Origin of the sequence: Angelakisella massiliensis, from assembly GCF_900104675.1 — a bacterium.
Lineage (GTDB): Bacteria > Bacillota > Clostridia > Oscillospirales > Ruminococcaceae > Angelakisella > Angelakisella massiliensis.
The window spans coordinates 1,405,902-1,431,326 of the sequence record NZ_LT629945.1; the positions used below are offsets into that span (position 1 = coordinate 1,405,902).

General features: G+C 53.7%; 20 protein-coding genes. 11 read left to right on the plus strand and 9 right to left on the minus strand.

The window, feature by feature from the left end; translation table 11 throughout:
- Positions 1-56: 56 nt before the first annotated feature.
- Entirely contained in the window at positions 57-761 is a 705-nt protein-coding gene (locus tag BQ5383_RS12080) for a helix-turn-helix domain-containing protein (RefSeq protein ID WP_071432327.1), read from the minus strand.
- A gap of 441 nt (positions 762-1,202) precedes the next feature.
- Between BQ5383_RS12080 and BQ5383_RS12085 the strand changes: the two genes are divergently transcribed.
- From BQ5383_RS12085 to BQ5383_RS12095, 3 genes are all read left to right on the plus strand, one after another.
- Complete coding sequence (locus BQ5383_RS12085; RefSeq protein ID WP_071432329.1) at positions 1,203-1,862, plus strand: histidine phosphatase family protein; 660 nt, start codon at positions 1,203-1,205, stop codon at positions 1,860-1,862.
- A gap of 249 nt (positions 1,863-2,111) precedes the next feature.
- Entirely contained in the window at positions 2,112-3,797 is a 1,686-nt protein-coding gene (locus tag BQ5383_RS12090; protein ID WP_071432331.1) for a DUF975 family protein, read from the plus strand.
- 385 nt (positions 3,798-4,182) lie between these two features.
- Positions 4,183-5,010: a zinc ribbon domain-containing protein gene (locus tag BQ5383_RS12095; RefSeq protein ID WP_071432333.1), complete on the plus strand. Its 828-nt coding sequence runs from the start codon at positions 4,183-4,185 to the stop codon at positions 5,008-5,010.
- Positions 5,011-5,218: 208 nt separating this feature from the next.
- Here BQ5383_RS12095 and BQ5383_RS12100 read toward each other — a convergent pair whose 3' ends face one another.
- Positions 5,219-5,551, minus strand: a complete 333-nt coding sequence (locus BQ5383_RS12100) for a winged helix-turn-helix transcriptional regulator (protein WP_071432335.1) — start codon at positions 5,549-5,551, stop codon at positions 5,219-5,221.
- A 144-nt stretch (positions 5,552-5,695) separates the two neighbouring features.
- Here BQ5383_RS12100 and BQ5383_RS12105 point away from each other — a divergent pair, with 144 nt between their 5' ends.
- Together BQ5383_RS12105 and BQ5383_RS12110 are read left to right on the plus strand one after the other, a co-directional pair.
- Positions 5,696-6,241: a flavodoxin family protein gene (locus BQ5383_RS12105; protein ID WP_071432337.1), complete on the plus strand. Its 546-nt coding sequence runs from the start codon at positions 5,696-5,698 to the stop codon at positions 6,239-6,241.
- A 19-nt stretch (positions 6,242-6,260) separates the two neighbouring features.
- Positions 6,261-6,812, plus strand: a complete 552-nt coding sequence (locus BQ5383_RS12110) for a flavodoxin family protein (protein ID WP_071432339.1) — start codon at positions 6,261-6,263, stop codon at positions 6,810-6,812.
- A gap of 543 nt (positions 6,813-7,355) precedes the next feature.
- On the opposite strand, the gene BQ5383_RS12115 is transcribed toward BQ5383_RS12110, so the two are convergent.
- From BQ5383_RS12115 to BQ5383_RS21155, 6 genes are all read right to left on the minus strand, one after another.
- Positions 7,356-8,237, minus strand: coding sequence for a MetQ/NlpA family ABC transporter substrate-binding protein (locus BQ5383_RS12115; RefSeq protein ID WP_071435060.1), 882 nt, complete (start codon positions 8,235-8,237; stop codon positions 7,356-7,358).
- Between the two features lie 131 nt (positions 8,238-8,368).
- Entirely contained in the window at positions 8,369-9,037 is a 669-nt protein-coding gene (locus BQ5383_RS20790) for a methionine ABC transporter permease (RefSeq protein ID WP_071432341.1), read from the minus strand.
- Entirely contained in the window at positions 9,038-9,781 is a 744-nt protein-coding gene (locus BQ5383_RS20795) for a methionine ABC transporter ATP-binding protein (protein ID WP_071432342.1), read from the minus strand.
- Positions 9,782-10,292: 511 nt separating this feature from the next.
- Positions 10,293-10,862 (minus strand): hypothetical protein, encoded by a 570-nt coding sequence (locus tag BQ5383_RS12130; RefSeq protein ID WP_071432344.1) that lies wholly within the window; start codon positions 10,860-10,862, stop codon positions 10,293-10,295.
- Between the two features lie 59 nt (positions 10,863-10,921).
- Positions 10,922-12,247: an MATE family efflux transporter gene (locus BQ5383_RS12135; protein WP_071432346.1), complete on the minus strand. Its 1,326-nt coding sequence runs from the start codon at positions 12,245-12,247 to the stop codon at positions 10,922-10,924.
- 543 nt (positions 12,248-12,790) lie between these two features.
- Positions 12,791-12,952, minus strand: coding sequence for a hypothetical protein (locus BQ5383_RS21155; protein WP_172724625.1), 162 nt, complete (start codon positions 12,950-12,952; stop codon positions 12,791-12,793).
- Positions 12,953-13,416: 464 nt separating this feature from the next.
- Here BQ5383_RS21155 and BQ5383_RS12150 point away from each other — a divergent pair, with 464 nt between their 5' ends.
- Complete coding sequence (locus BQ5383_RS12150; RefSeq protein WP_071432352.1) at positions 13,417-15,372, plus strand: M23 family metallopeptidase; 1,956 nt, start codon at positions 13,417-13,419, stop codon at positions 15,370-15,372.
- Between the two features lie 451 nt (positions 15,373-15,823).
- On the opposite strand, the gene BQ5383_RS12155 is transcribed toward BQ5383_RS12150, so the two are convergent.
- The gene (locus BQ5383_RS12155) at positions 15,824-17,590 is read right to left on the minus strand and encodes a peptide ABC transporter substrate-binding protein (protein ID WP_071432354.1); all 1,767 of its coding nucleotides are present in this window, start codon (positions 17,588-17,590) and stop codon (positions 15,824-15,826) included.
- A 360-nt stretch (positions 17,591-17,950) separates the two neighbouring features.
- Between BQ5383_RS12155 and BQ5383_RS12160 the strand changes: the two genes are divergently transcribed.
- From BQ5383_RS12160 to BQ5383_RS21160, 5 genes are all read left to right on the plus strand, one after another.
- Complete coding sequence (locus BQ5383_RS12160) at positions 17,951-19,090, plus strand: cysteine desulfurase family protein (protein ID WP_071432356.1); 1,140 nt, start codon at positions 17,951-17,953, stop codon at positions 19,088-19,090.
- Between the two features lie 49 nt (positions 19,091-19,139).
- Positions 19,140-20,339, plus strand: coding sequence for a tRNA uracil 4-sulfurtransferase ThiI (thiI, locus tag BQ5383_RS12165; protein WP_071432358.1), 1,200 nt, complete (start codon positions 19,140-19,142; stop codon positions 20,337-20,339).
- Between the two features lie 30 nt (positions 20,340-20,369).
- Entirely contained in the window at positions 20,370-23,912 is a 3,543-nt protein-coding gene (gene srtB, locus BQ5383_RS12170) for a class B sortase (protein WP_071432360.1), read from the plus strand.
- A gap of 352 nt (positions 23,913-24,264) precedes the next feature.
- On the plus strand, positions 24,265-25,023 hold the full coding sequence (locus BQ5383_RS12175; RefSeq protein WP_071432362.1) for an NYN domain-containing protein: 759 nt from the start codon (positions 24,265-24,267) through the stop codon (positions 25,021-25,023).
- 104 nt (positions 25,024-25,127) lie between these two features.
- Positions 25,128-25,268: a hypothetical protein gene (locus tag BQ5383_RS21160; RefSeq protein WP_172724626.1), complete on the plus strand. Its 141-nt coding sequence runs from the start codon at positions 25,128-25,130 to the stop codon at positions 25,266-25,268.
- Positions 25,269-25,425 lie beyond the last annotated feature (157 nt).

Consider the following 25,425-nt stretch of genomic DNA (forward strand, 5'->3'; position numbering starts at 1 on the left):
CATCAAGAAAAAACTCCCGCGCCATATTTTCATGACGCGGGAGCGAACAGATGGTTTCACTTTTGAGGGGGATGGAAATCCACCGCTTTTTCGGCGCTGTTGATCAGGTTGAGCAGGGAGGTGCCAAAGAGGGGATACTCCCTGGTGATTTTCTCGGTGGAAAGGGAAAGGCTGTCCACATCCTTGATCCGGTCCATCCCATCCAGCGGTTTGCCGGAGGCGACAGCGGAGGCGTTGGCCTGACGCATTTCCATGGCGGCGGCGCAATACTGATGGGCGATCTGTTCCGGCAGCTTGAACATGCCGCTCTGGTTTTTGTCATTGGCGCTGTATACCACCCGGAACATCCGGTAGACAGCGATCATGATATAATCGCTTACTTCCCGGGTCAGAGAGCTGCTGCCCGCCTTGTTGAGCATATCGAAAAGGATGTTCAGGGAGTTGGCGATCAGCTTTTTGTTGAGCACCACCAGAATGCTGCCCTTCATGACGTTTTCCTTACCGGCGGAGTCAGGCTCCGGAATTTCCTCAATGGAAAGGGTGGTACCGCTGCGGTCGGGAGTACGTCCCAGCATATAATCGCAGGAAACTCCATAAAAATCTGCGGCACGCACCAGAAAATCCAATCCGCACTCCCGAATGCCCTTTTCATAATGGGAAAGAAGGGCCTGGGAAACGCCCAGACTGGCGGCCGCAGCTTTCTGGCTGATGCCTTTCTCCTTGCGCAGGAGAGTCAATATCCGTGAAAATTCAGAAGACACAGCCACACCTCTTTTGCGCCATGACGGCAGGATTATCCCAATACAACAGCGATGCTTGGGGGAAATTTAACCTACGAATGCCCCGCTCCAGCCAAAATAAAAGGCAGGACCGGGGCCTTTTTACCGGACGACAAAAAGACGAAAAAGCTTCTTTCAACTTGTCCGCCTGTCGCTTATTACGTTTAGTAAAGAACATTATATTATATACATCGGGGTTTGTAAATACAATTTGTCGCAAAAGGTAAAAAACTGTTTAAACTTTGGCTATATTTTATAGTTGTATCTGGCTTTTTTCTACGTTAAAGTGTATAATGGTCGGAACTGGAAAAGAGGTACAAGCCTTTATTGGCAGTTTGACATCCCGGGGAATCATGATAGAATTGAGAGAGAAACGCCGGGGATATTTCCCGCCGGAGATTCCCCCAGGAAAGGACGATGGCAATGAAAAACTACCGCCTGCATTTGATCCGGCACGGCCGGACCGATCTGGATGGAAAGGGACTTTATCTTGGCTGCAAAACTGACCCGGAGCTTTCCCCTGAAGGGATCCGGGAGCTGCTGCGGCTGCGGGAACACTTTGAGTATCCGCCGGTGGAAATGGTGTATGCCAGCCCCATGGCCCGGTGCGTACAGACGGCGGGGGTGCTGTACCCCGACGCGGGTATGACCACTGTGCCCCAGCTGCGGGAAGCGGATTTTGGGGAATTTGAGGGCAAGAGTATCCAGGAGCTGAAGGATAACCCGGAATATGTCAGCTGGCTGAGCAATTCCCTGAAAAACGCCCCTCCCGGCGGGGAGAATGGAGAGGATTTTCTACTGCGGGTGGTGGAAGGTTTCCGGTTTGTATTGGAAGACATGATGCGCTGTGAGCTGTATGATGCGGCGATTATCGCCCATGGCGGCGTTATCATGAGCCTTTTGGCGGCGATCGGTCTGCCCAGGCGGCAGGTGTATGATTGGCAGATGGCCAACGGGCAGGGCTTTACCTGCTTTGTCAATCCACAGCTGTGGCAGAGGGACCAGCTGATAGAAGTGGCCGGGATCCTGCCTCATGGGGCCTCCAGCGCGTTGAAGGGCCTGGAGCAGGCGGTGGAACAATAAGGGAAGAGCGTATCGAAAAAGTTGGACACGCTTCCAGGGGGGATCCCATACCACCTGGATACGCCGCAGGTTTCTGATGAAGCCAGCGGTGATACCCCCGATTTCGCGCCCTGGTGGGCGCGGGGCGTGGTATTTTATGGTTTTTAATTTTATTTGTTCCTTAAACCAGGTTTTTCTGCAGCCTGGAAAAAAGAATTTTTCTCAAGGACAATCCTCCGGCGGCCGGCCGGGGAAAGGAGCATGGAAACAATGACCTTGCGTAAGATGATCAAAACCGAAGCCAAAGCTTCTCTCAGAGGAAGCTGGGGCAGGGCAATCCTGTGCCTGGCGGTGGTGGCGGCGGTGGAGCTGTGTATCCATCTGGTGGATGCCGCGGCGATGGCGCTGCTGGGATATGATTTTCAGTGGAACTTTACCAGGATGAGCTTCAGCTACGGGCAGCAGTTCTTTACACTGCCTGCCCTGGGGGTGACAGCTGCTGCCGCGGTGATCTGGCTGCTGCTGGCCGCTCCGCTGTGGACAGGATGCCGCAGCTGGCTGCTGGAACTGACTGACCGCCGGGCCCATCCGGTATCTCATATTTTCTGGCCCTATGAGGGGAAGGCATGGCTTCGCAGCGCGGGACTGGTGATGGTGACCCGCTTATCCACATTAATCATGGCAGTTCTTTTGGGAGTGATTCCGGCGGCTCTGCTGATGCTGGGTACTGGAAATCTGCCCTTGGCTGGAATGGGCGCTTTACCGCCTCTGCTCTCCGCTATTCTCACAGGGGCGGGAGGAATACTGGCTGTGGCGGCGGCTCTGCTGCTGTGGGCCTGGTGGCAGCGCTTTACCATCGCACGCATTCTGCTGTGTGAAAAGTATCACCTTTCCCTCAAGGAAGCCCTGAGATTGTCCCGGCGGTATATGAAGGGCCACAAATGGGAAATGGTTCGTTTTGACCTTTCCTTCCTGCCCTGGGCGCTGCCCTCTTTGGCAGTCATACTGATGACCGGGCTTTTTCAGCGCACCATAGGCGTGTATCTGTTTCGGTTTGACTTGTTTTACGGTCCCAGTATGTTTCTGCTGTTTCTGGTGACGCTGCTGGTGCTGCTGTATGTAGCGCCTTACTATGGAATGGCCAGGGTGATGTATGCCCGATATCTGTATGAGTGCGGACAGTGGGAAGATGGTGCGGCAGCCTCTGAACCTGAGAACGCCGGGCAGACGGAAGATCAGCAGCAGGCTATGGAGGAACAGCAGCCGTCTGACGCTGACAAGACAGTGGACCAGCTGATAGAGCAGCAGCAGACAGCTCCGGCCATCCGCAATATTGTTTTTGATGTGGGGGATGTGCTGCTTCATTTTGATATCGACAGCGGTTTGGAGAAGGTTTTTCCCGATTATACTCCCGAGCAGCGCCAGGAGCTGAAGAATATTATTTTCCATGCCGAAACCTGGAAGGAAATGGATCGCGGCACACTCAGTGAGAGTGCGTATTTTGACCGCCTGCGGCAGGAATATCCCCATCAGGCGGAGGACATCACCAAGGCGGAAAAGGGATGGTATGAGTGCTTTACTCCCATCGCCGGAACAGTGGCCTTGATGGGCCGCCTGCGGGAGAACGGCTATCGTCTGCTGGTGCTGTCCAATTTCCCGGAAAAAGCATTTCAGGAGATGACCCGTCGGTATCTGTTCCTGCGGGATTTTGACGGCGGAGTGGTTTCCTATCAGATGCATCTGCTCAAGCCGGATCCGGAAATCTACCAGGCGCTGATCTACCGTGAGAGGATTGTACCGGAGGAAACAGTGTTTGTAGACGACAAGCTGGAAAACGTGGAGGGCGCCGCAGCTGCCGGTTTGCGGGCGTTCCAGCTGAAGGACTGCCAGGTGGAGCCTTTTGAAGCCTGGCTCCAGCAGCAGGGCGTCCATACCACCTTGGAACAGACTACATAAAAAGCGGAGTATTCCGTTTGCAAAGGATGATAAAAGGGAGAGGCCGGGTGCTTCTCCCTTTTCCTTTAAAGAATGCTTTGGGGATAAAATTGTGCTCAGCGAGATTTTGTGCTTATCCATTCCGGAAAATTCTGGCATAGATGAAACAGGAAGCAGTCATTTCGTTGCTTTTTGCGGGAAAATCCGATACAATAAAATTAGTCACAACAGAGAATATGCCTTTGCTTTATAGCCGATCTTCTGTCCTTGCAGGAAATTGGTTGTAAGGGAAAGCATATCCGGGAAGAGGCTGATTTCTCGCCGGGAAGCTCTTGCGGCTGCCGGTTTTTATCCCAGCGGAATAAAGAAAATCCCATAGATGAAGTGGTATTGTGGAGGCGTAGAGATGAAATATTGTCCCCGTTGCGGCACAGCCCTGCAGGATGATAATCAATTTTGCTACCGCTGCGGCTTGAAGCAGCAGGATTGGCGGCAGGTTTCCGGTGGAGAGGCTTCCCCCTCTCAGCAGCAAGATACATCAGCCGGTCAAGCTGAGGTAAATCAGGGGACAGGTGCGTCTTCCCAGAGCGGGGAAAAGACGGAAGCTCACTGGACCACCAATGGACAGTGGCCGAAGCCCCCTTCTTCCGGTCCATGGTACCAGCAGAGTGGGGGGAATTCTTCCGGTCCCCATCCTTCAGGGCAGTGGACCGGCGGCGCTCAGAATCAGGGTCAGTGGCCCAATGGTTCCCAGAACCAGGGGCAATGGCCTGGCGGTTCCCAGAATCAGGGGCAATGGTGGTCTGGGGGTTCCCAGAATCAAGGACAGCGGTCTGGCGCCTCCCAAAATCAGGGAGGATGGGTTCCCGGCAGTGCCGGGCAGGGAGGATATTGGACCGAGGGAGGCTTTGTTCCCAATCAGGGAAATGAAAGCGGAAATGGCAGCAGCGGTCCTGCTTACACCCAGCAAACCCCACCCCAGCCATCTTCACAGCCCCAATATCAGAGCAATACGCCCAACCCCCAAAACAGCGCTGTAGCCGCAATGAAAATCCTGGCCCTCATAGGGATCACCTTCAGCATTTTCATCCCTTATCTGGCTATAGCGGCGGCCATTGCGGTCATAGCCATCTATTACATCAATGAGTGCGGCGAGGAAGCCGGGTGGACGATGCCAGCAGCAGTCCTTACGATTGTGGCGGCTCTTGCCAGCATGGCTTTTCAGTGGTTTTAATGACTGTAATTACGTTGCCCTTTTTATGAAAGTTTCATGAGATTAATGGAAAAGAAATGAATCTTCGAAAGACATTTGATTCGCAGCCCATATGTCGGTACTAGCTGGGGTCAAATGCTTATGTGCTGTAAAGCCAGTATAAGAGTTTTATCAGTAACCCATTATTCCAAATAAAACGCAGGCTGTACAAAAATACAGCCTGCGTTTTTCATAACCTGTTGTGATCTCCCCATTCACACATACCGTCCAGAATTGGAATCAGGGATTTTCCTCTCTCTGTCAGGCTGTACTCTACTTTAGGAGGGATCTGTGGATATTCTTCACGATGTACCAGCTGATCCGCTTCCAGTTCTTTCAAGGTTGCGCTCAGGGTTTTATACGATATGGATCCGATATACTTTTTCATTTCATTAAAGCGCACCACGCCAAATTCCATCAAAGTATAGAGAATTGTCATCTTATATTTTCCGCTGATCAGCGAAAGCGTATAGCTGAATCCGGTTGTTCCCAGGTTCTCCTTGGCAATGCAGCGCTCCCTCATTTTACACTCTCCTTTAAGAAAGTATAGAACTAATATGTAAGTATTACACTTTTATGTGCGTACTTGTTTATGAACTTGTACTTGCTATAATTATAATGTAAGCAATGGAGGAAGTCAATTCCGCAAATAAAGGAGGAAATTTACATGAGCAAAAAAATCGTTGTAATTACCGGGAGCCCCCGCAGGGGCGGAAACAGCTTCGCCATGACAGATGCTTTTATTGAGGCGGCTGAAGCCAAAGGGCATAAAGTGACCCGATTTGATGCCGCTATGATGAATATTGGTGGCTGTCATGCTTGCGAAACCTGTTATAAGACAGGCAAAGCATGTTCCTTTGACGATGATTTTAATATGATCGCTCCGGTCATATTGGAGGCCGATGTCGTTGTTTTTACGATGCCTGTCTATTGGTATTCCATCCCTTCTCAAATAAAGGGCGTCATTGACCGTATCTACTCTCTGGTTGTGGGTGGTAAGGACATTGCTGGAAAAGAATGTGTTTTGATTGCTTGTTGTGAGGAGGAGGATAAAACTGTATTGGATGGTGTGCGTATCCCCATTGAACGTACAGCTGCACTAAATAAGTGGAAAATGGCAGGAGAAGTGCTGATTCCAGGTGTACTCAATATTGGAGACATCAATCGTACCGACGGCTGCGCGCAGGCAGCTGCTCTTGCAGAAAAAATCTAGAGGGAACGGAGTGATCTGTATGGGCAAAAAAATTGTAATACTCAACGGCAGTCCACGGAAAAACGGAAATACATCTTCCCTTGTGAAAGCCTTTACCGAGGGTGCGGAAGTCGCTGGAAACGCGGTGACAGAGTTCTTTCTGGGCAGTATGAATATTCACGGCTGTAAAGGCTGCTTTGGCGGACACAGCGGCCAGGAGTGTCCTTGTGTCCAGAGGGATGATATGAGCAAAATTTATCCTGCCGTGAAAAATTGCGATGTACTCGTACTGGCGACACCACTTTATTATTGGAATATGAGCGGTCAGATCAGAACTGCTGTTGACCGTTTGTTTGCGCTTGAGGAAGGAGATGATAATCTTCTCCGAGGGCATAATCGAGCCTGTGCTCTTTTAATGGCAGCAGAAGGATATGGCTTTGACGATGTGCTGCTCTATTATAATCATTTGGCAGAACATTTGCGGTGGAAAAATCTTGGGGCTGTTCTTGCAGGCGGCAACGGCAATGTGGGCGATATTCAGGGAAAAAGCGAATTGAGAGAGGCTTTTGAACTTGGACGGTCTATCCAGTAAGCGAGAGGGGAAATACTGTTGATCCAGTCGGCGGGCAAGATAAACGATACATACTATACCGCTGTGGACAGCCGCGCTTCTCCTTTTGTCACAACAGCTTTGCGATAAGCTTTGGAAAGCCTGAAAAATCAGTGGCTCCACGGTTTAAAAAGCGTTTATTCCACCACAGCTATCCCATTTTTGAAAGAGCTTTAGGTGAGAATCTGATAAAATAAACAATAAACGGCAGCATCCCTGATGTGGAATACTGTCGTTTACTTCACGCCCGCCTATCCTCCCCAAAGAACGTATCATATCTGGAGCTGGAACCTTTTGCGTTCTGAAAGAACCTCCCAATGGTGAGTATATTCTGGGACGGGGGCCGTTGTTCCCCTTTGGCCTATACTGCCTTCACCAGTAAGATACAAGAAAAGCGGACAGCCAAAAGTTACCCACAGCCCGCCGAAGGAAACGATTTTCTGTGTTGTGATAAAAAATCAACAGACCCGGACTTGGCTTTTGTCAAATCCGGGTCTGCTTTGTTATGTGGGTCAGGTGCTTCGATTAAAATACAGGAACTACAGCGCCGCTGTACTTCTCGGTGATGAACTGCCGGGTTTCCTCGCTGGTGAGGGCTTCAATGAGAGCCAGAATCCGGCTGTCCTCCGCATCCTCAGGACGGATGGCCACGATGTTGGCGAAGGTCTGAGCAGCTTCGGACTGGGGGTCCTCACTGACGATGATCTTATCGGACAGACCGGCGGGGATGGCGTAGTTACCGTTGATGACCGCCACGGCCACTTCAGTGACAGCGTTGGGAACCTGCTCGGCGGCCAGCTCCAGGAACTTCAGATTTTTGGGGTTATCCACAATATCCATGGGAGTGGCTTCCAGGCCCACGCCCTCCTTGAGGGTAATGAGGCCCTGAGCGGCCAGCAGGTTGAGGGCACGGGCTTCATTGGTGGTGTCGTTGGGAACAGCGATGGAATCTCCGTCCTTCAGTTCCTCCAGGGAAGAGACCTGTCCGGCATAGATGCCCAGGGGCTCAAAGTGGATGGAACCGGCGCTCACCAAATCGGTGCCATTCATTTCATTAAAGTTGGTCAGGTAGGGCTGATGCTGGAAATAGTTGGCGTCCACATCGCCGCTGTCCACAGCGTTGTTGGGCAGAACATAGTCAGTAAACTCCTGAATCTCCAGCTCGATCCCCTTGGCGGCCAGCTGATCCTTGACCGATTCCAGAATTTCGGCATGGGGGGAGGGGGAAGCGGCAACCACCAGCTTTTGGCTGGCAGCAGCTTCAGAAGAACTTTCAGCGGTGGAAGAAGACGCTTCGGTGGAAGAGGACTGGGCGGCAGCGGAAGAGGAAGAAGCCTCGGAGCCGCCGCAGCCGGCAACAGAAAGGGTCAGCAGCAAAGCTGCGAACAATGCGGTCAAACGTTTCATGGGATAATACCTCCAGGTTTTCAGGATTTTCATTTTAGTTTTATCACAGGAGGGGCGCCCCTCCGGGATAACGAAATTTTCAAAGTCCACTGAGCAGGAGCAGCTGACTCCGGCCCAGGGAGTGTCACGGATTATTTGCTTTTATCGATTTTGCGGGCGATCAGGTCAAAGATTGCCTGAATGATCTGCACCAGCACCACCAGAATGATGATGGTGGCCAGCATCACATCCCCCTGATACCGGTGGAAGCCGTAGCGGATGGCCACGTCGCCCAATCCGCCCGCGCCAACAGTACCCGCCATAGCAGTGTAGCCCAGGAGATTGATGGTGGTGATGGACATTCCCCGCACCAGGGAGGGAAGGGATTCCGGCAGCAGCACATGGAAGATGATCTGGCTGTTGGTGGCGCCCATAGCCCGTGCGCTTTCCACCACGCCCTTATCCAACTCGCTGAGGGAGCCCTGGACCATCCGGGCTACAAAGGGGATGGCGGCGATGGTCAAGGGAACGATGGCGCCTTTGACGCCGATGAAGGTACCGGCCACCAGCTTGGTAAAGGGGATGATGGCCACCAGCAGCACGATGAAAGGAATGCTGCGGGTAATATTGATGCCGTAATCCAGGGTGGTGGAAAGAGGCTTGTTGGGAGCGATGGAATTCATCCCGGGGAAGGTGACATAAACCAGCACACCCAGGGGAATGCCCACCAGATAGCTGATGATAGCGGGGATGAAGGTCATGATCAGGGTTTTGCCGGTTTCGGTGAGAAGGAGGGAGCCGTAGGTTTCCAGAAAGGCCATTTATACCTCCTCCTTTCCAAAGAACTTGCGGGTGATCTCGTGATTTTGATGGGCGATGATGTCCGATACGAGGCCGTTGTCCACCAGATGACCGCCCTCCAGCACTGCGACTTTGTTGCAGATTTTGCGCACTACGCCGATCTCATGGGTGATGATGACAATGGTCACCCCCAGGCGGCGGTTGATGTCGCTGAGCAGGTCCAGAATGGACTGGGTGGTCAGGCTGTCCAGAGCGGATGTAGGTTCATCGCACAGCAGCAGCTGGGGATGGGTGGCAAGGGCCCGGGCGATGGCCACCCGCTGTTTCTGGCCGCCGGAAAGCTGAGCGGGATAGGCGGATGCCTTGTCGGAGAGGCTCACCAGCTCCAGCAGCTCTTTGACCCGGCTGTCGATTTTGCTCTTCTCCCATTTGGAAAGCTTGAGGGGAAAAGCCACATTGTCCGCCACCGTCCGCTGCATCAGCAGGTTATACCCCTGAAAGACGGTGCCGATGGTGCGGTAATAGTCGATTTTTTCCCGGGCGTTGAGGCTGGCCAGGTTTTTGCCGTTGACGGTAATGGTACCGGAAGTGGGGGTGTCCAGCAGACCGATGAGCCGCAGCAGGGTGCTTTTGCCCGCGCCGCTCAAACCGATGATGCCGTAAATATCCCCCTGCTCCACCGTCAGGGAAATATCCCGCAGAACATGAAGATCCTGCTGCTTCTGATCAGGGAAGCTTTTACAGACATGGGAAATTTCAATCATTTTTTATTCTTCTCCTCCTTTGGGCGGATGAGCGATCTGTCCGCCGCCGATGGCAGGGCAACAAAAAAGCCCTCGTCCCTTATAATAAAAGGACGAAGGCAAAGCCGCTCCGTGTTACCACCTTTGTTCGCGCCGGCCTCACGGCAGACGCCTCTGCGGGTACAAACATACCCTGCCGCTGTAACGGGCGGGCCCGTCGCAATCTATGTTCCTGCTGCACAGGAACGGTCGGTGCGCGACTCCGAGACCATTTTCAGACCAACCGCTGCCTGCCCCTTTTCAGCTGCCGGGGCTCTCTGGAAGGAGCCTGAAGGACTTACTCTTCTCTTCACAGTCTTTTTCTGCTATATCCCGTATTATAGCCCCCCATGAAACAATTGTCAACAGCTTTTTCCTGGTGAAGACTGGAAAAAGAGAGGAAAAGGAAGAAAATCTGTCCGCCGCCGGATGCAGAGATAAGACCGCCTGCCGCCGGCAGCATTTCCCCGGCCCCATGGTGGGGCGTTCCTTTTCAGGCTTCGGGAGCCTCTTTTTGTCCCCGGGAAAATGAGCGGAGCTTTTCTTCCTCCGTCCGCACCCGACGATGCCATTCCTTCCAGAAGGTGAGGTATCCGTTGCGGTCAAATTCATCCTCGGGAATCACCTTCGGGCTGCACCGATTATAGAAATCCTCCACCTGTTGGGCAAAGGCCAGCACCTGACGGCGATAGTCCCCAAGGTCCACCAAAAATTTTTCCCCGTCTTCGGTGGTCAGTTCCACCGCGTCCCCCTGATGTACCACGGCATAATCCACGCCATAATCACATCCATCAATATAGACGTTTTCCAGGGACTTGTCGGCGATGAGAAAGTGGCCGCAGCAGGGAAGCATCTGGGGGCCGTGGGGCTCTATCAGGTGATCTTCCGTCAGGGTTTTCAGCATCCGCAGGGCGGCGGCACTGGCACAGCAGGAATAGGAAAGTTCTCTTTCCCCTACCGTTACAGTGACGTCTCCATGAGCGCAAAGGTCCTGGGGGTCATCAGTGCTGCCGTCGATCCACTGAAAATTTTGTACCGAGATGGAAAAAGAAGCGGTGGACATGAAAATCATCCTTTCATAAGTTGTATTTTGTTTCTGTGTGTTGGAACAACGCCTTGCTGTCAGCACGCTCTTCCTGCCTGGAAGCACCGGCAGCGTTTATACAGGAGAAATCCCACCAATGCCGCCAAAAATTCAGTGATGGGACAGGCCAGCCAAACCCCGGTCATACCCAAGGAGGCGGCCAGCAGGAAAGCCATGGGAATAATCAGCACAAAGCCCCGCAGGATGGAGAGCAGCTGAGCGGGCAAAGGCAGTTCCACAGAGGCGAAAAAATTGGACAGGAGGGTATTGTAAGCGGCAAAAACAGAGGAAAGAAAGTAGAGACGCAGTCCTCCCTCCGCCATTGTCTGCATGGGAGCCAGACCTTCGCTGTTGAAAACAGCTGTCACCGGGGAGGCGAACACAAAAAGCAGCAGCTCTGTTGCGGCTGCGATCAGTACCGCCGTCACAACGCCATACCGCTGGACCTTTCTCGCCTGATGGTAATCTCCCTGACCGTAGAAGCTGCTCAGCAGGGGCTGTACTCCCTGAGCCACCCCAGTATAAACTCCTGTGGCCACCAAAGCAATGTTGGCGATTACGCCGTAGGCGGCCACGCCGATGTTTCCCTCCAGGCGGAGAATGAGAAAATTAAAGAGGATCATCACAATGCCGGAGGAGAGCTGTGCTACCAGAGAGGGGAAGCCCAAAGCCATTGTCTGCAAAGCGGTTTGGGGGTCCGGTTTGGTGGGAAGGAAGCGGAGGGTATGGCCTTTGCTTCGCCAATGGGGAGCCATTGCGGCCATACTGATAAGAGGGGAGAGCCCGGTGGCAAAAATGGCGCCGAAAATGCCCATTCCCAGTGGAAAAATGAACAGATAGTCCAGCAGGATATTGGAGAGGCTGCCGATGATCATGGCTGCCATGGAAAGCTGGGGTCCTCCATCGTTGCGGACAAAGCACAAGAGGATATTGTTGAAAATGAAGGCAGGAGAGAACAGCAGCAGCCACCGCAGGTAGGTGCAGGTGAGAGGCAGCACAGCCCCTTCTGCCCCCAACAGAACAGCCAGTTCCTCCGCCCGGAACAGGCCCGGCAAAAGGAAGAGCACCGAAAAAAGCCCTCCCAGATACAAGGTGTTGAGATAGATATGGTTTGCCTTTTCCTCATCGCCCTGACTTTTGCAGATGGAAAATTTGGTAGCGCCGCCCATCCCCAGCATTAGGCCGGCGCCGAAAATGAAGTTATATACCGGGATGGCCAGATTCAGAGCGGTAAGGCCGTCAGCCCCCAATCCTCTGGAAATAAAAAAGGTATCCGCCAGGATATAGCAGGATACCCCCAGGGTTCCCAGTACGCTGAGGGATGTATAACGAGCAAATTTCCTCAGACAGGATGGCTGTTCCATGTAATTCCTCCCAGATAACAAAAAAGCCAGTATTTTCTATCTTCAAAGGCCTACGATAGAAAAAACTGACGTGAAATTCCCTGCCCGGCGGCAGAAAACTGTCGTAAAGATTCTTTTGTGTGGCTGCTGGACCCATCATACCATGGACTGAAATGGAAATCAAGTCCGTGTCCTCACAAACATTTTCCGACAGAAGCTGCTTGGAAAGTATCTTTCCAGAAAAAAGCGGGCTATGCTGCAATGAAAAGACAAGCGGAAGAGAAAATCCTCTTTGCTTTCAGTGGGAAGAAACCGTGCTGTTATCACTTCCTGAAAAAAATAAAGTGCTGCCGGAAATTGAAGGGGGACAATGGTTTCAATACCTATGGCGTTTGCGATGTACCGGCGGTGGAGAAGCGGTATATCATAGATATGCCTCTGTGGGACGGCAGATTTAGCTGATGTGTCAGCAATAAAAGAGAACGGAACCATGCTCTGCCCATGCTGGAAATCCAGCGGCGGAGACGGTTCCGTTTTTTCATAAGAAGCCTGTGGGGGCAGAAATCATTTTCTTCTTTCCACCGCTCTGAGAATAAAGCATCCCATTACGGCAATGGAAAGGATGACGCCAAGATATCCTTCCATATTCAGCGCCCCTCCCAGAAAAATGCCGGCGAGACCGGACAGAACAGTTGCGGCAAATGCTGTGAAAAGATTTGTTTTCACCCTCATACCCTCCCCGCTCATTTCTGTAATGATTATACCAGACTCGGCGGCAAAAGGACAGAGGCCATGGCAGAGGTTTTCAGCACGGGGAATGCCATCATCCAAAATGGGGCTATATTCAAGCTTTCAGCCGATGGCAGATGGGAGGGGATATGGTCTTGGAAAGGAAAACATGGTGCCGGGGGATTTTCATATAGCTTTTGTCAGACAAGCTTGCGCGCAGCCAGGGGTAACTTTACCGTTCCATCACACAGCGGTCAGGGGACGAGGGGCATTTTTTACATTATCGTAACAAAGAGGCTGTCCAAAGCAGGTATAATCAGATTCAGAAGTGAGGCGGGAGGAGAGTTTTCCGGTCCCGCCTTGCTTTTTTCGTGAAAATCCGGTATAATTCTAAAGATTGTAGAAGAATATTTCGGCTGGAAAATTCCGGCCATAGAAAATACCGTGAAAGGAGGCGGCACATGGAGAACAACCGCAGACCCAGCGACAAGGCGGTTTCTGAGGAAGAAAACGAGCGGGAAGCGCCGGAACAGCAGGCTCAGCAGCAGGTTGCCTCCGGTGAAGCCGGGGGAAAAAAGAAGAAAGTAAAATTTTCTTTTTCCCGTCTGGGCCGTTTGGCGCCCAAAGGGATTCCGTTTCGCAAAAAAGATATGCTTCCAACCAAGGAGGAGCAGAAGGAAGATACTTCCGGATTGTCCGGACGATATCTGGAGTGGGTCTATCACGAATGCTATTATATTGGAATGCAGCTGATCCGGGACGTCAATGATTTCAAGCGTCTGATTCAGAAAGCGTTTATCTGGCTGTGGTATACCATTCCTCCCATACTGGAAAGCGCGCGGCGGCGGGTGGTTACCTTTTTTGACCGTATCGCAGGCGCGTGTCTGGCTCCTTTTGATGATATCACCCTCAAAACAAAAACCTTGGGCAAAGATTTGCGCGCCGGAGCGTGGAAAAAGGAAGGGGAGAAAAAGCCAGGTCCTTTGCGGCTGATTGCGGGATATTTCCATTCTCTGGGACGGCCCCTCAATCAGATCGCCAACTTTATTGCTCCCATTATCGGATGTACCATTCTGGCGGCGGTGATCCTTTATTTTGACGGCATCGACTATGCCCTGGAGGTGGAATACTCCGGTCAGAAGCTGGGATGCATCGCCAGTGAGAGCGACTTTTATGAGGCGCAGAACATGGTGCTGGACCGTCTGCTGGAGGAGGAATACCTGGCCCCTGAGGACAGCAAACCATCCTTCCGGCTGGTCATTGCCAATGAGGACAGCCTGATTGATACCGACACCCTGGCCAACAAGATCCTTTCCGCCTCCCGCAACGAAGTGGAACAGGCCGACGGTATTTATATTGACGGCCAGTTTTTGGGCGCGGTGGAGGATGGCACCGAGTTTCTGTTTTATATCGATTCCATCCTGGAAAGCTACCGCACCGGTACTGAACATGAGCTGGTACAGTTTGTCAAGAAGGTGGCGCTGCGGGAGGGAGTCTATCCTGTCAGCTCCATCAAATCTGTTTTTGAAATCAAGAACAGTTTGGAATCCAACAAGGATTATCAGATCGATTATCAGGTGCTCCCCGGCGATACGCTGGAATCGGTGGCTCAGGCCAACAATACCACAGTGGAAAGCCTGATGGAGCTTAATCCTCAGTTGGAAAGCAGGCTGGATGAGGACGCCGAAGAAGGACAGCTGCCCCGCCTTTGGACCGGCGAGACTTTGACGGTGGCCCGGTTCGACCTGAGCCTGGGAATCCAGGTCACACGGCGTGAAACCTATACCGAAGAGCTGGATTACGAGATAGAGTATGTGGATGACAACCGGTATCCGGAGGGCTATGTGGAGACCATCAGCATGGGCGTGGCCGGAGAACAGACGGTTGTCTCGGATATCACTTATATTGACGGAGAAAAGGTCGATGAAAATCGCATCAGCGTCACCGTTACAAAGGAGCCGGTCAATGCGCAGCAGCGCCGTGGTACTCTGCGGCCCAGCCAGTATCTGACCAGCAGCGATGATACCAGCGCCAACTTTATCTGGCCGGTGGACGGCGGCTATATGAGCGCCGGTCTGTACGGCTACTACGGCCATACCGGTATGGATATCGCCTGCAGCCAGGGTACTGCTATCCGGGCCTCCCGGGCAGGTTATGTCACCTACGCCAGCAACTATTCCAACGGTGCTTATGGTAAACGTGTGGATATCAGCCATGGCAACGGTGTGATGACCCGTTATGCCCACTGCTCGCAGGTGCTGGTTGCGCCGGGCGATTATGTGGAGCAGGGCCAGCTGATCGCGTTGGTGGGACGAACCGGAAACGCTACGGGCAATCACTGCCATTTTGAAATCCGTATCAACGGTCAGATCATGAACCCGGCAAACTATATCGGCACCTATTATCCCGGCAGATAACCAGAGTTTTGGAATATCGAACTCACAGGGAACACTTTCAGCGGTTTAAAACGCGGCGAAGGTGTTCCCTGTTTCTTTGCTTTCAGGAGCCTTAGGCATAGTGGCCTTAGATGAGAAAGCAGGTTCTGAAAGCTTTCAGGCGGGGCGCTTGGGGACCCAAAAACGTCTTTTCCGGCAGGTAAAGGAGCCTCTAAGGGTTCCAATATGCTTCATATGATGAGAAGACATACGCCTGCCCAGCATCGCCGGAATGGAGCAGACACTTTTGCCATAGAAAATCGGAGAACCGCTGCCTTTTGGGCATAGGTCCTCCGATTGAAATGCTGTTGTGAAATTGTGATTTTTTCTGCCGGAGAAAAAGGATGTCTCAAGCCATAAACCAATACTTTTCCGGTCGGCTTTCCCAAAGGAGATTTGGCCTTTGGTTCATGCCCGTCAGGTGGAGAGCGGTTCAGCCTTCTTCCGCATAGGCTCCGATGAACAGATTCCAGCCGTTGGGATAATCATACCAGTTTATCAGCTGCTCCGCTGCCAGATACTGTTGACCATACCAGAACAGGGGGACCACAGCACGGTCCTTTTGCACCAACAGTTCCTCCGCCTGGTGCAGCAGCTGGATTTTGGAGGGCTGCTGTTTTTCCTCTTCCTCCTGCGAAGCGGCTTCGCTTTCTTCCTCGGATTGCTGCTGAGTATCGGGGGTGGAGGATTCCTCCGGGGTGGAAGAGCTTTCGTCGCTTTCCTCCCCCTCGGTGTCTTCCTCAGGCATACTCAGAACCTCAGCTCCATAGCCTCCGGCCACCAGCTGGTCAAATTCCTGGCTGCTGTAGCCGGTGACATTCTGGGCGCCATCGGTGATCCAGCCCAGGAGAAAGGTTCCGGGATCGGTGCGCCCGGAAAGGAAGGCGCTGCGGGTAACGTCAAAATCTCCCTCTGTCAGGGCTTGCTGATAGTCATCCCAGCCCAAAGCCCGGATCTCTGTTTTCAGGCCCAGCTTTTGCTGCCAGACCCCGCAGACATATTCAGCTACACGGGTATGAAGAGCGCTGTCGTTGGTGAGATAAACCAGGGTGGGCAGCTTTGATGGATCCTCCCATCCCGCTTCTTTCAGCAGCTCCAGAGCTGCCTGGGCGGAGTCCTCACCAAAGGTTTCCAGCAGGGAGCCCCCTTCTTTTCGGAAGTCCCCTTCCTCACCGGTGGTTCCTCCGGGAATCAAAGCCTCGGCGGCGGTGCTGCCATCCCGCAGCTGCGCTGCCAGCTCCTCCCGATCCAGTACCATGGACAAAGCCTGGCGTACCAGGGGATCGCCATATCCTTCCCGGCCATCCTTAAAAGCCAGGGAATAGGTGCCCAGCAGCGGCTGACGGCACAGCTGGGTGTCTCCCGCTTCTTCCAGCTCCAGCAGGGGCAGTGTTTTGGCAAAGAGGATCTTGCCGGACTTATAGGCTTCCGCTACAGCCTGCTCATCGTCGGAGAGCACGAAATTAAGTGTTTGGGTAGCCGTTGCCTGAGGATTATGGTACTGCTCATTGGCGGTAAGGGTCAGACTTTGGTCGTGCAGCCACTCCTTGATCACATAGGGACCGTTACAGGGATATTTTTGCACATCGTTGGACCAGCCCTCAGGATTGGCGGAAACCACATCCTCCCGCAGGGGAGCAAAGACAGGGGAGGCCAGCCTGGTGAGAAAATCCGGGCAGTCCCAGCCAAGGGTCACCATCAGCGCGCCGTCCTCACTGGCAGAGACCCCCAGCTGGTCCGGCTCCATCGTCCCTTCCGCCACAGCCTGCGCGTTGAGGATGGGATAAAGCTCATAGGCAAGGGGAGAGGCGGTATCGGCAGAAAGGACCCTTTTCCATGCGTAGATAAAATCCTGAGGGGTGACAGCTTGTCCGTCATTCCATTTGGCCTGAGGATTGAGCTGGAAGGTGTACACAGGAAGGCCCTCGTCATTAAAGCCCTTCTGCCAGCTTTCCGCTGCGCCGGGCATGGGCTCCATTGACTCCGAGAGGCTCACCAATCCTTCCAGAATATGAAGCAGATAGCTTTGCTCCGCAGTTGTTTGGGCAAAGGCAGGGTCCAGAGAATCCGGTTCCCCGCCCAGCTGGATGTTCAGGGCGCTTTCCACCACCGGAGCGGGAGTGACAGAGGTTTCTTCCTCACCGCAGCCGGTCAGCAGGATCAATGCGCCGGCCAGCATCAGTGCAAAAATTTTTTTCATAGTGCGTAGACTTCCATTCCGCCGACAGCGCGGCACAAATTTTTTTGAAAGGGACAATTTTTTGCTCCCCTCATTCGTTCTGTATTATCATACCCAAAAAAACGGAAAATGGAAAGAGGCTGGGAACATTTTTCCCTTTTTGTAAAGAAGAGGGTTTGGAGAGGCCTTTTATTGGAAAAAAACAGCTTCGGCGGTGGAATCACGATTTTGTAAGAGAAAAACTGTAAACAAATCATGAAAATTCACACAGAGAGCGGTTTTTATGCTAAAATAAAATGTCATTGGTCTGTCCCCAGAGGGACAGAGGAAAGAACAGGGAGGCGGAGCTGTCAAAACCGCCTTTGGAAGGGAAGTAATCCAGTGGAAACTTATCTGGACAACAGCGCCACCACCAGGGTATCGGATACGGTTGCCGCGCTGATACACCGCATGATGACCGAGGAATATGGCAATCCCTCTTCCCTGCACCGCAAAGGCTTTCTGGCGGAGCAGAGGATGACTGCCGCCAGGGAACAGATCGCGGCAGTGCTGGGGGTGCGGCGGGAGGAGATCGCCTTCACCTCCTGTGGCAGCGAGGCCAATAATTTAGCGGTGCTGGGAGCGGTCCGGGCCAATCGCCGGACAGGCAGCAAGGTGGTGACCACGGCGGTGGAGCATGATTCTCTGCTGGCGGCTGCAGCTCAGCTGGAAAAGGAAGGCTTTCAGGTAGTGCGGGTGGCCCCACGGTCCGACGGTTCTCTGGACCCTCAGGAGGTGGCGGCCCAGGTGGACGAAAATACCGTGCTGGTGTCGGTGATGCACGTCAACAGTGAAACCGGCGCCATCAACGATTTGCGGACCATTGCCCGGCTGGCCAAGCGGAACAATCCCAAGGTTCTGGTTCATGGAGACTGTGTCCAGAGCTTCGGACGGCTGCCCATCGCCCCTGAAAGCTGGAAGCTGGATCTGGTGACCATGAGCGGCCACAAGATCCATGGCCCAAAGGGGGTGGCGGCCCTTTATCACCGCAAGGGTGTGCGGGTACAGCCTCTTTATTATGGTTCCGCCCAGGAGTATGGATTTCATCCTGGCACCGAGAATGTCCCGGGCATCTGCGGATTTGGCTTGGCGGCGGAGGAAATCTGGGCCGGCCAGAAGAAAAATATGGCTCTTTATACAGAGCTTAGGCAGCTTTTGCTGGAAAAATGCAGGGAAATCCCCGGGGTGTGCATCAATTCGCCCCTGGATGGAGCACCTTATATTACGAACCTGTCTGTTCCCGGTGTCCGTTCTGAGGTGATGATCCATTATCTGGAGCAGTTGGGCATTTATGTTTCCAGTGGCTCTGCCTGTTCCAAAGGAGCCCGAAGCCATGTCCTCACTGCCATGGCGCTGCCTCTGGAGCGGGTGGACAGCGCGGTACGGGTGAGCCTGTGCCGGGACAATACGCCGGAGGATATTGAATATTTCTGTGTCTGTCTGGCCAAGGGAGCCCGGGAGATCGCCCGGGTGAGATCCTGAACAATAAGAATGAATCCGCCTTTAGGGCGCTGCAGAGGAGAGAAAATAAATGAAGGAACTGATCCTGCTTAAAAGCGGAGAGGTAGTCCTCAAGGGCCTCAACCGCCATAATTTTGAGGATGTGATGATCAAGAACATGAAGCGGCGCATTGAGGATCTGGGCGCGTTCCGCATCTGGAAAAAGCAGTCCACCCTTTATGTGGAGCCTCAGAGCGAGGACATTGACATGGATCTGTTGGTCAGCCGTCTGCAAACGGTATTCGGCATCGCCGCGCTGACCCGGGCCTGCATCGTGGAAAAGAATTTTGAGGACATCTGCGCCAAAAGCCGGGAATATCTGGCTGAGACGCTGGAGGAGGCCCGGACCTTCAAGGTGGAGGCAAAGCGGGCGGATAAGCTGTTCCCCATGACCTCTCCGGAGATCTGCCGGGAGCTGGGCGGTCAGCTGCTGGAGGAGTTTCCCCATCTGCGGGTGGATGTGGAGCATCCCGACGTCACTGTAACAGTGGAGATCCGTGAAACCGCGGCTTATGTACATACCAATCAGCTTCCTGGCGCCGGAGGCATGCCGGTGGGTACCTCCGGCAAGGCGGCGATGCTTCTCTCCGGCGGCATCGACAGCCCGGTGGCGGGCTATATGATGGCCAAACGGGGACTGGAGCTGATCGCCATTCACTTTGCCAGCCCACCTTATACCAGCGACCGGGCCCGGCAGAAGGTGATTTCCCTGGGAGAAAAGCTGCTCCCCTATACCGGCAAGATCCGGCTGTTTGTGGTGCCCTTTACGGAGATCCAGGAGCAGCTGCGGCAGCGGGGTCCGGAGGACTATTTCACCCTGCTGATGCGCCGGGCCATGATGCGGGTTGCTGAAGCCATCGCCAAGCGGGAGGAGTGCGGCGGCCTGATCACCGGGGAGAGCCTGGCCCAGGTGGCCAGTCAGACCCTGCCGGCGCTGGCCTGTACCGATATGGTAACGGAACTGCCGGTGCTGCGGCCCCTCATCGGTATGGATAAGGAGGAGATCATCCGCATTGCCCGGAAGATCGACACCTTTGATACTTCCATCCTCCCTTATGAGGATTGCTGCACTGTCTTTACCCCCCGCCATCCTAAAACCAAGCCCCGTCCGGCCGAGGTGGCCCGGATCGAAGAGGAGATGGCCCTGGAGCCGGAGCTGTTCCAGCGGGCGGTGGATGAGGCAGAGCTGGTGGTTTTGTCCCGCCGGCACAGTGGTTATCGCGAAGTCTGATCCCAAGGAACAAGGGAGGAAAAGGATTTGATGAAAGCAGTTTTGCTGGCCGTGGGAGAAGCCGCGGTTTACAGCGACTTTTTCCAGGCCAGTATGACTTATCTCCGTCAAGCGCTGGAACGGCTGAAGATCCAGGCCGACCAGGCCGTGGCGTGTTCCGCCGATGAGGAGGAGCTTTTTGAACTGGTGCGGGAGTATTCCCATCAATCTCAGCTGGTGGTGCTGCTCACCGCACCCCAGCCGGAAGCGGCGGCAGCGGTCTGCCAGGTGGTGGCCCATGGGCTTCATCTGGAGACAAAGATCAATAAAACGGCCCTTTCCCTGGTGCAGGAGCATTTGCAGCGCACAGGGATGGAACTTTCCGGGGAGGAGCAGGAATGCTATGCCCGGATGCCTCAAAGCGCCCTGCTGCTGCCCAACAGCAGCGGTTTTGTCCAGGGCTATGTACTGGCCGCCAGACAGCAGATGCTGTTGGTATTGCCTGCCAGCCCCAGTGAGCTGCATCTGGTGTTTAACCATGATGTGGAACAGCTGTTGGTGCGTTTTGGCAACCTCCTTCGGGACCGCCAGCGCCCGGCTCAGAACAGCGGCGGTCCTTCAGCGGTACGGATGACCCTGAAAGCGGCGGAGGTAGGCAGCAAGTCGGTGGCGCAGCTGCTGGAGCCTTTCCTGAAAGAAGAAGATCCACAGCTGAATTACCGCTATACAGCAGGGGATTATGAGATCACCGCCGAAGCCACCGGCAGCACCCGTCAGGAAGCGGAAGAAAAGCTGGACAGTTTGTATGAAAAGCTGGCTCAGGCGTTGGGTCCTTGTCTGTACAGCAGCAAGCGGCAGTCCATGGCGGCTGCAGTCTGTGAGGCGCTTTCCTCAGCGGGGCTGACCATTGCGGTGGCGGAATCCGGTACCGGCGGGCTGCTCAGCCAAAAGATCCTGCGTCTTTCAGATACTCAGCGGGTTTTAGACGGGAATTCTGGGGTATTCTATAACAGAGCCAAATTGGAAACTCTGGACATTTCCAAAAAACTCCTTTCCTCCTGTGGTACCATCAGCCGTCAGGCTGCCGCTGCTATGGCGCTGAAAGCCCGTCAGGCGGCTGGAACCTCGCTGGGTGTTTCCATCACCGCCTCGGTGGGAAAATCTTCCGATCCCACCAAGCCGTCAGGTGTGGTCTATCTGGCGATCACCAACGGCAAGCAGGTCTGGAGCCGCCAGCTGCGGCTGGGAGAGGGGGACGCCGATACTCAGCGGGAGATCGCGGCGCTTCATGCGCTGAATATGCTTCGCCTGTATGCAGTGCAGCAGGGGAATCTGCCGGGCGGCGTTCCCGCGGAAGAGGCGCTGCGCGCCAAAGCAGGCGGCGGCAAGGGAGTTTCTTTGTTCCAGGGGCTGTTCCATTCGGCCAAATCAGGTTCCCGTAGTAAAAAGAAGGGAACAAGTAAGGAGAAGGATGCCTCCAACATGGAACAACCAACCGAAAAAAGCAGCCTGATGCAGCGATTCCGGGCGGGTAAGCTCACCTCCAACGACAAGGTGCGGGTCATCGCGGTGGCAGTGTGTCTGGCGGTGTTCCTCAGCTGTCTGGTGTATATCGGCAGCGTTTATCTGGAGCGGTACAATAACCGCAAGCTGTCCGATGCGCTCCGTGGCCTCATCAGCGACGACATCACCGCTTCCGACGCAGCTATGATCGATGGATATCCTGCCGCCTATCTGCCCAAGTTTGCCAACCTCTATGCTCAGAATGAGGACATCGCCGGCTGGATCAAGATCCCTGACACACAGGTGGATTATGCTGTGGTACAGACGGTGGACAACAGCTATTACGAGCGGCGGGACTTCACCCGGGCCAGTAATAACCACGGTGTTCCCTTTGTGGATTTCCGGGTGGATCAGCGCGCCCCCAGTACCAATACTGTTATTTATGCCCACAACATGAATGATGGTCAGATGTTCGGAGAACTGCTCAACTATAAGTCCATTGCTTATTACCGGGAACATCCCTTGGTACAGTATGACAGCGTCTATTATCCGGGCACTTATAAAATTTTCGGAATCGTCGTATGCAAAAAGGACGACCCGGAATTCAACTATCACAACTTCATTGAAAAAGACAGCGATGAGGATCTGATGAATTATGTCAATCAGATCAAGGAACGCAGCCTGATCAACACCACTGTGGACGTACTGCCCAGCGACCATCTGCTGACCCTGTCCACCTGTGATTATTCCTTCCGCAGCGCAAGCGGTGAACGGATTGCCCGCTTTGTGGTTTTTGCCCGGAAGGTACGGGATGGGGAACGCACAGAGGTGGATACAGCAGGAGCAACCATCAACTACAATCCTGTGATGCCCGCCGAGTGGTATGCCGCCATTTCCAAGGCACAGGAGCAGGAGCGTCAGGCGGAAGAGCAAGCGGCAGCCTCCGCGGCGGCAAGCAGCGGCAAGTGGCTCACTGACGAGGAGAAGAGCGGTTTGTCCGCCGAAGAGCAGACAGCCCTTTCCGCTGAGCGTGCTCAAAACGCTCAGAAGTATCTGACCAGCGACGAGCAGTCCGAGCTGTCCCTGGACAGTATGCTTTATTTGATAGAGCAGCGTAAGGAAATGTTCCAGCTTTACCTGTCCAGCAGTGAGCAGGATCTTTCCCTTTCAAAGAAATTGGATCTGGCCCAGCAGCGGCAGGATCTGGCGGAACAGTGGCTGACGGACAGCGAAATTTATTCTGCCGGACGCTGGAACAGGATCGAGGCTCTCATTGAAGAGCGGATGGAGGAGTACGGGGAACAAATGCCTTCCAGCTCCTCCGGTACATCATCCTCCGGTTCTTCCCTGCCCTCCGCGGGGACTGAAGCGGAGCAGTACATCAAGGATAATCCCAAGTGGCTGGACAGCGGCGATAGCGGATTGTCTGTGCGGGATTTGAGAAACCTGGTGGAGGAACGCAAGGCTCTGGCCCGTGAGTGGGGAGTGGATTCCGACCGCTATGGTACCTGGGAGGAAATGAGCGCTGCCATTGATGACGCCCGGCGGGAGGATCTGTATCAGTCCAACCGGATGTGGCTCAATGAGAGTGAGCGGGGGATTTCCTACAGCAAGATGTCTTCTCTGATTGCGGAGCGGAAAAAGATTGTTTCTGACGCCGGTTTCTCCCAGGAGGATGTGTGGGATTCCCACAGCTGGGATGAGACGCAACAGATCATCCGTGAGCTTCAGCAGTCATCCTCAGGTGGTTCCCTGCCTTCCTCCAGCAGTTCCAGCACACCTCCCAGCAGCTCCAGCACACCTCCCAGCAGCTCCAGTACACCTCCCAGCAGCTCCAGTACGCCTCCAAGCAGTTCCAGCAGCTTGCCGGACAGCTCCGGCAGTTCAAGCAGTCAGGAGTCTCTGCCGGACAGCTCTGAAAGTAGTTCCGGCAGCTCCAGCTCTCAGCAGGAGAGCTCCGGTACATCATCCTCCGAGTCCTCGCAAGAATCTTTGCCGGAGGATCCGTCCAACAGTTCGTCCCAGTCCCCGGAAGCTTCCCCATCTTCTTCTCAGCAGCAGGAACAGCCGGAGTCGGGAGAACAAGCCTGATCAAAATCAGCAGTCCTTTTTGACATACAGAAAATTGAGCCTCTTTGGAACGGCAGTTCCCGGGAGGCTCTTTTCTGTTTTCCGGCCTGTATGAAAAGAATAACAGCTGCTGGGAGGGGTAAAAATTGGGGAAGGACAGCCTAGCCGGGAGCCTGCGGAATGATGCTTCCTGCCCTTCATTTGGATGCTTGGGCAGTTTTCGTTGACGGTTCCAAAGAAAAAGTGTACAATAAAACAGACAACTGTTTTTCAGTACGGGAAAGAATCTCAGGACTTTGGACGGCACACACCCATGAGTGAGGAATGTGTATGATTCAAAGCATTTCTGCATTTGGGAGAAAGGGGCGGGACAATGTCTGCGGACCATCGTTTTGCGGTACTCATTGATGCCGACAACGTTTCGGAAAAATATATCAAATTCATTCTGGACGAGCTGGCTACCGAGGGCACTATCACCTATAAAAGAATTTACGGGGACTGGACCAAACCTTCCCTGGGCTCCTGGAAAGGAGTGCTTCTGGACCATTCCATAACGCCCATTCAGCAGTACAGCTATACAGTGGGTAAAAACGCTACCGATTCCGCCATGATCATCGATGCCATGGACATTCTGTATACTGGCAATGTGGAGGGATTCTGCATTGTTTCCAGTGACAGTGATTTTACCCGCCTGGCTTCACGTTTGCGGGAAGCGGGGAAATACGTTATTGGTATGGGGGAGAAAAAGACCCCCAGTCCCTTTGTGGCTGCCTGCAACAAGTTTACCTATCTGGAGGTATTGGGGCGGGAGAATGCCCCTGCCGCCGGGGAAACCTCTCAGGCGCCGGTGGAGGAAGTACAGGTCCGCATTCCTGTAAAGGATCTGTCCAAGGTGATCCGGAATATTGTGGACGAAACCTCTGATGACGACGGCTGGGCCACCGTCAGCGACATCGGCAATATTCTCATCAAGCGTTATCCTGATTTCGATGTGCGCAACTACGGATTTAAAAAGCTGACCCGGCTGATCAATTCCCTGAACACCTTTGAAATCAAAACAGTAGGACGGCAGGACGGCGGCGGCAAGACCATCTATGTCCGCGAAAAAGTACAGAAGAAAGGAAAAAACTAAGATTCCGGGGAGTTTGTAACATATGGGAATAGACACAGAAAAGGGCTGCGGAGCGGGATGACAGATCCCCGGCAGCCTGGTGGAGCGCCGGAGATACCATTTCAATGGAATGGCGCTATCCGGAAATGGCTTTCTGTGATTTTCTCACGCTGCGTTTTTCCGGGGACCAATTGTGGGTAGACCGCCGGGTCAACGTCAACAGCCAGGTCACCAGCCGTCCAACGGTGGTGGGAAAGCTGGAGTGAACAGCAGGCATTTGAAAATGATCCATAAAAGAACTGCCAGGCATCCCCTGAGTTTTTTCTCGGGGGATGCCTGATTTATGGCTGAATCTTCGTCCCTGGCAAGGGCGAAAACCACCATCCCCCGTAAAACAAAGGTCAAAAAGGCTTGACAGCGGCA

Bases quoted from the DNA above. Each gene is read 5' to 3' on its own strand.
- BQ5383_RS12085 (WP_071432329.1), top strand. From the start codon at position 1,203: ATGAAAAACTACCGCCTGCATTTGATCCGGCACGGCCGGACCGATCTG.
- BQ5383_RS12090 (WP_071432331.1), top strand. From the start codon at position 2,112: ATGACCTTGCGTAAGATGATCAAAACCGAAGCCAAAGCTTCTCTCAGA.
- BQ5383_RS12095 (WP_071432333.1), top strand. From the start codon at position 4,183: ATGAAATATTGTCCCCGTTGCGGCACAGCCCTGCAGGATGATAATCAA.
- BQ5383_RS12100 (WP_071432335.1), bottom strand. From the start codon at position 5,551: ATGAGGGAGCGCTGCATTGCCAAGGAGAACCTGGGAACAACCGGATTC.
- BQ5383_RS12105 (WP_071432337.1), top strand. From the start codon at position 5,696: ATGAGCAAAAAAATCGTTGTAATTACCGGGAGCCCCCGCAGGGGCGGA.
- BQ5383_RS12110 (WP_071432339.1), top strand. From the start codon at position 6,261: ATGGGCAAAAAAATTGTAATACTCAACGGCAGTCCACGGAAAAACGGA.
- BQ5383_RS12115 (WP_071435060.1), bottom strand. From the start codon at position 8,237: ATGAAACGTTTGACCGCATTGTTCGCAGCTTTGCTGCTGACCCTTTCT.
- BQ5383_RS20790 (WP_071432341.1), bottom strand. From the start codon at position 9,037: ATGGCCTTTCTGGAAACCTACGGCTCCCTCCTTCTCACCGAAACCGGC.
- BQ5383_RS20795 (WP_071432342.1), bottom strand. From the start codon at position 9,781: ATGATTGAAATTTCCCATGTCTGTAAAAGCTTCCCTGATCAGAAGCAG.
- BQ5383_RS12130 (WP_071432344.1), bottom strand. From the start codon at position 10,862: ATGTCCACCGCTTCTTTTTCCATCTCGGTACAAAATTTTCAGTGGATC.
- BQ5383_RS12135 (WP_071432346.1), bottom strand. From the start codon at position 12,247: ATGGAACAGCCATCCTGTCTGAGGAAATTTGCTCGTTATACATCCCTC.
- BQ5383_RS12150 (WP_071432352.1), top strand. From the start codon at position 13,417: ATGGAGAACAACCGCAGACCCAGCGACAAGGCGGTTTCTGAGGAAGAA.
- BQ5383_RS12155 (WP_071432354.1), bottom strand. From the start codon at position 17,590: ATGAAAAAAATTTTTGCACTGATGCTGGCCGGCGCATTGATCCTGCTG.
- thiI (WP_071432358.1), top strand. From the start codon at position 19,140: ATGAAGGAACTGATCCTGCTTAAAAGCGGAGAGGTAGTCCTCAAGGGC.
- srtB (WP_071432360.1), top strand. From the start codon at position 20,370: ATGAAAGCAGTTTTGCTGGCCGTGGGAGAAGCCGCGGTTTACAGCGAC.
- BQ5383_RS12175 (WP_071432362.1), top strand. From the start codon at position 24,265: ATGTCTGCGGACCATCGTTTTGCGGTACTCATTGATGCCGACAACGTT.
- BQ5383_RS21160 (WP_172724626.1), top strand. From the start codon at position 25,128: ATGGAATGGCGCTATCCGGAAATGGCTTTCTGTGATTTTCTCACGCTG.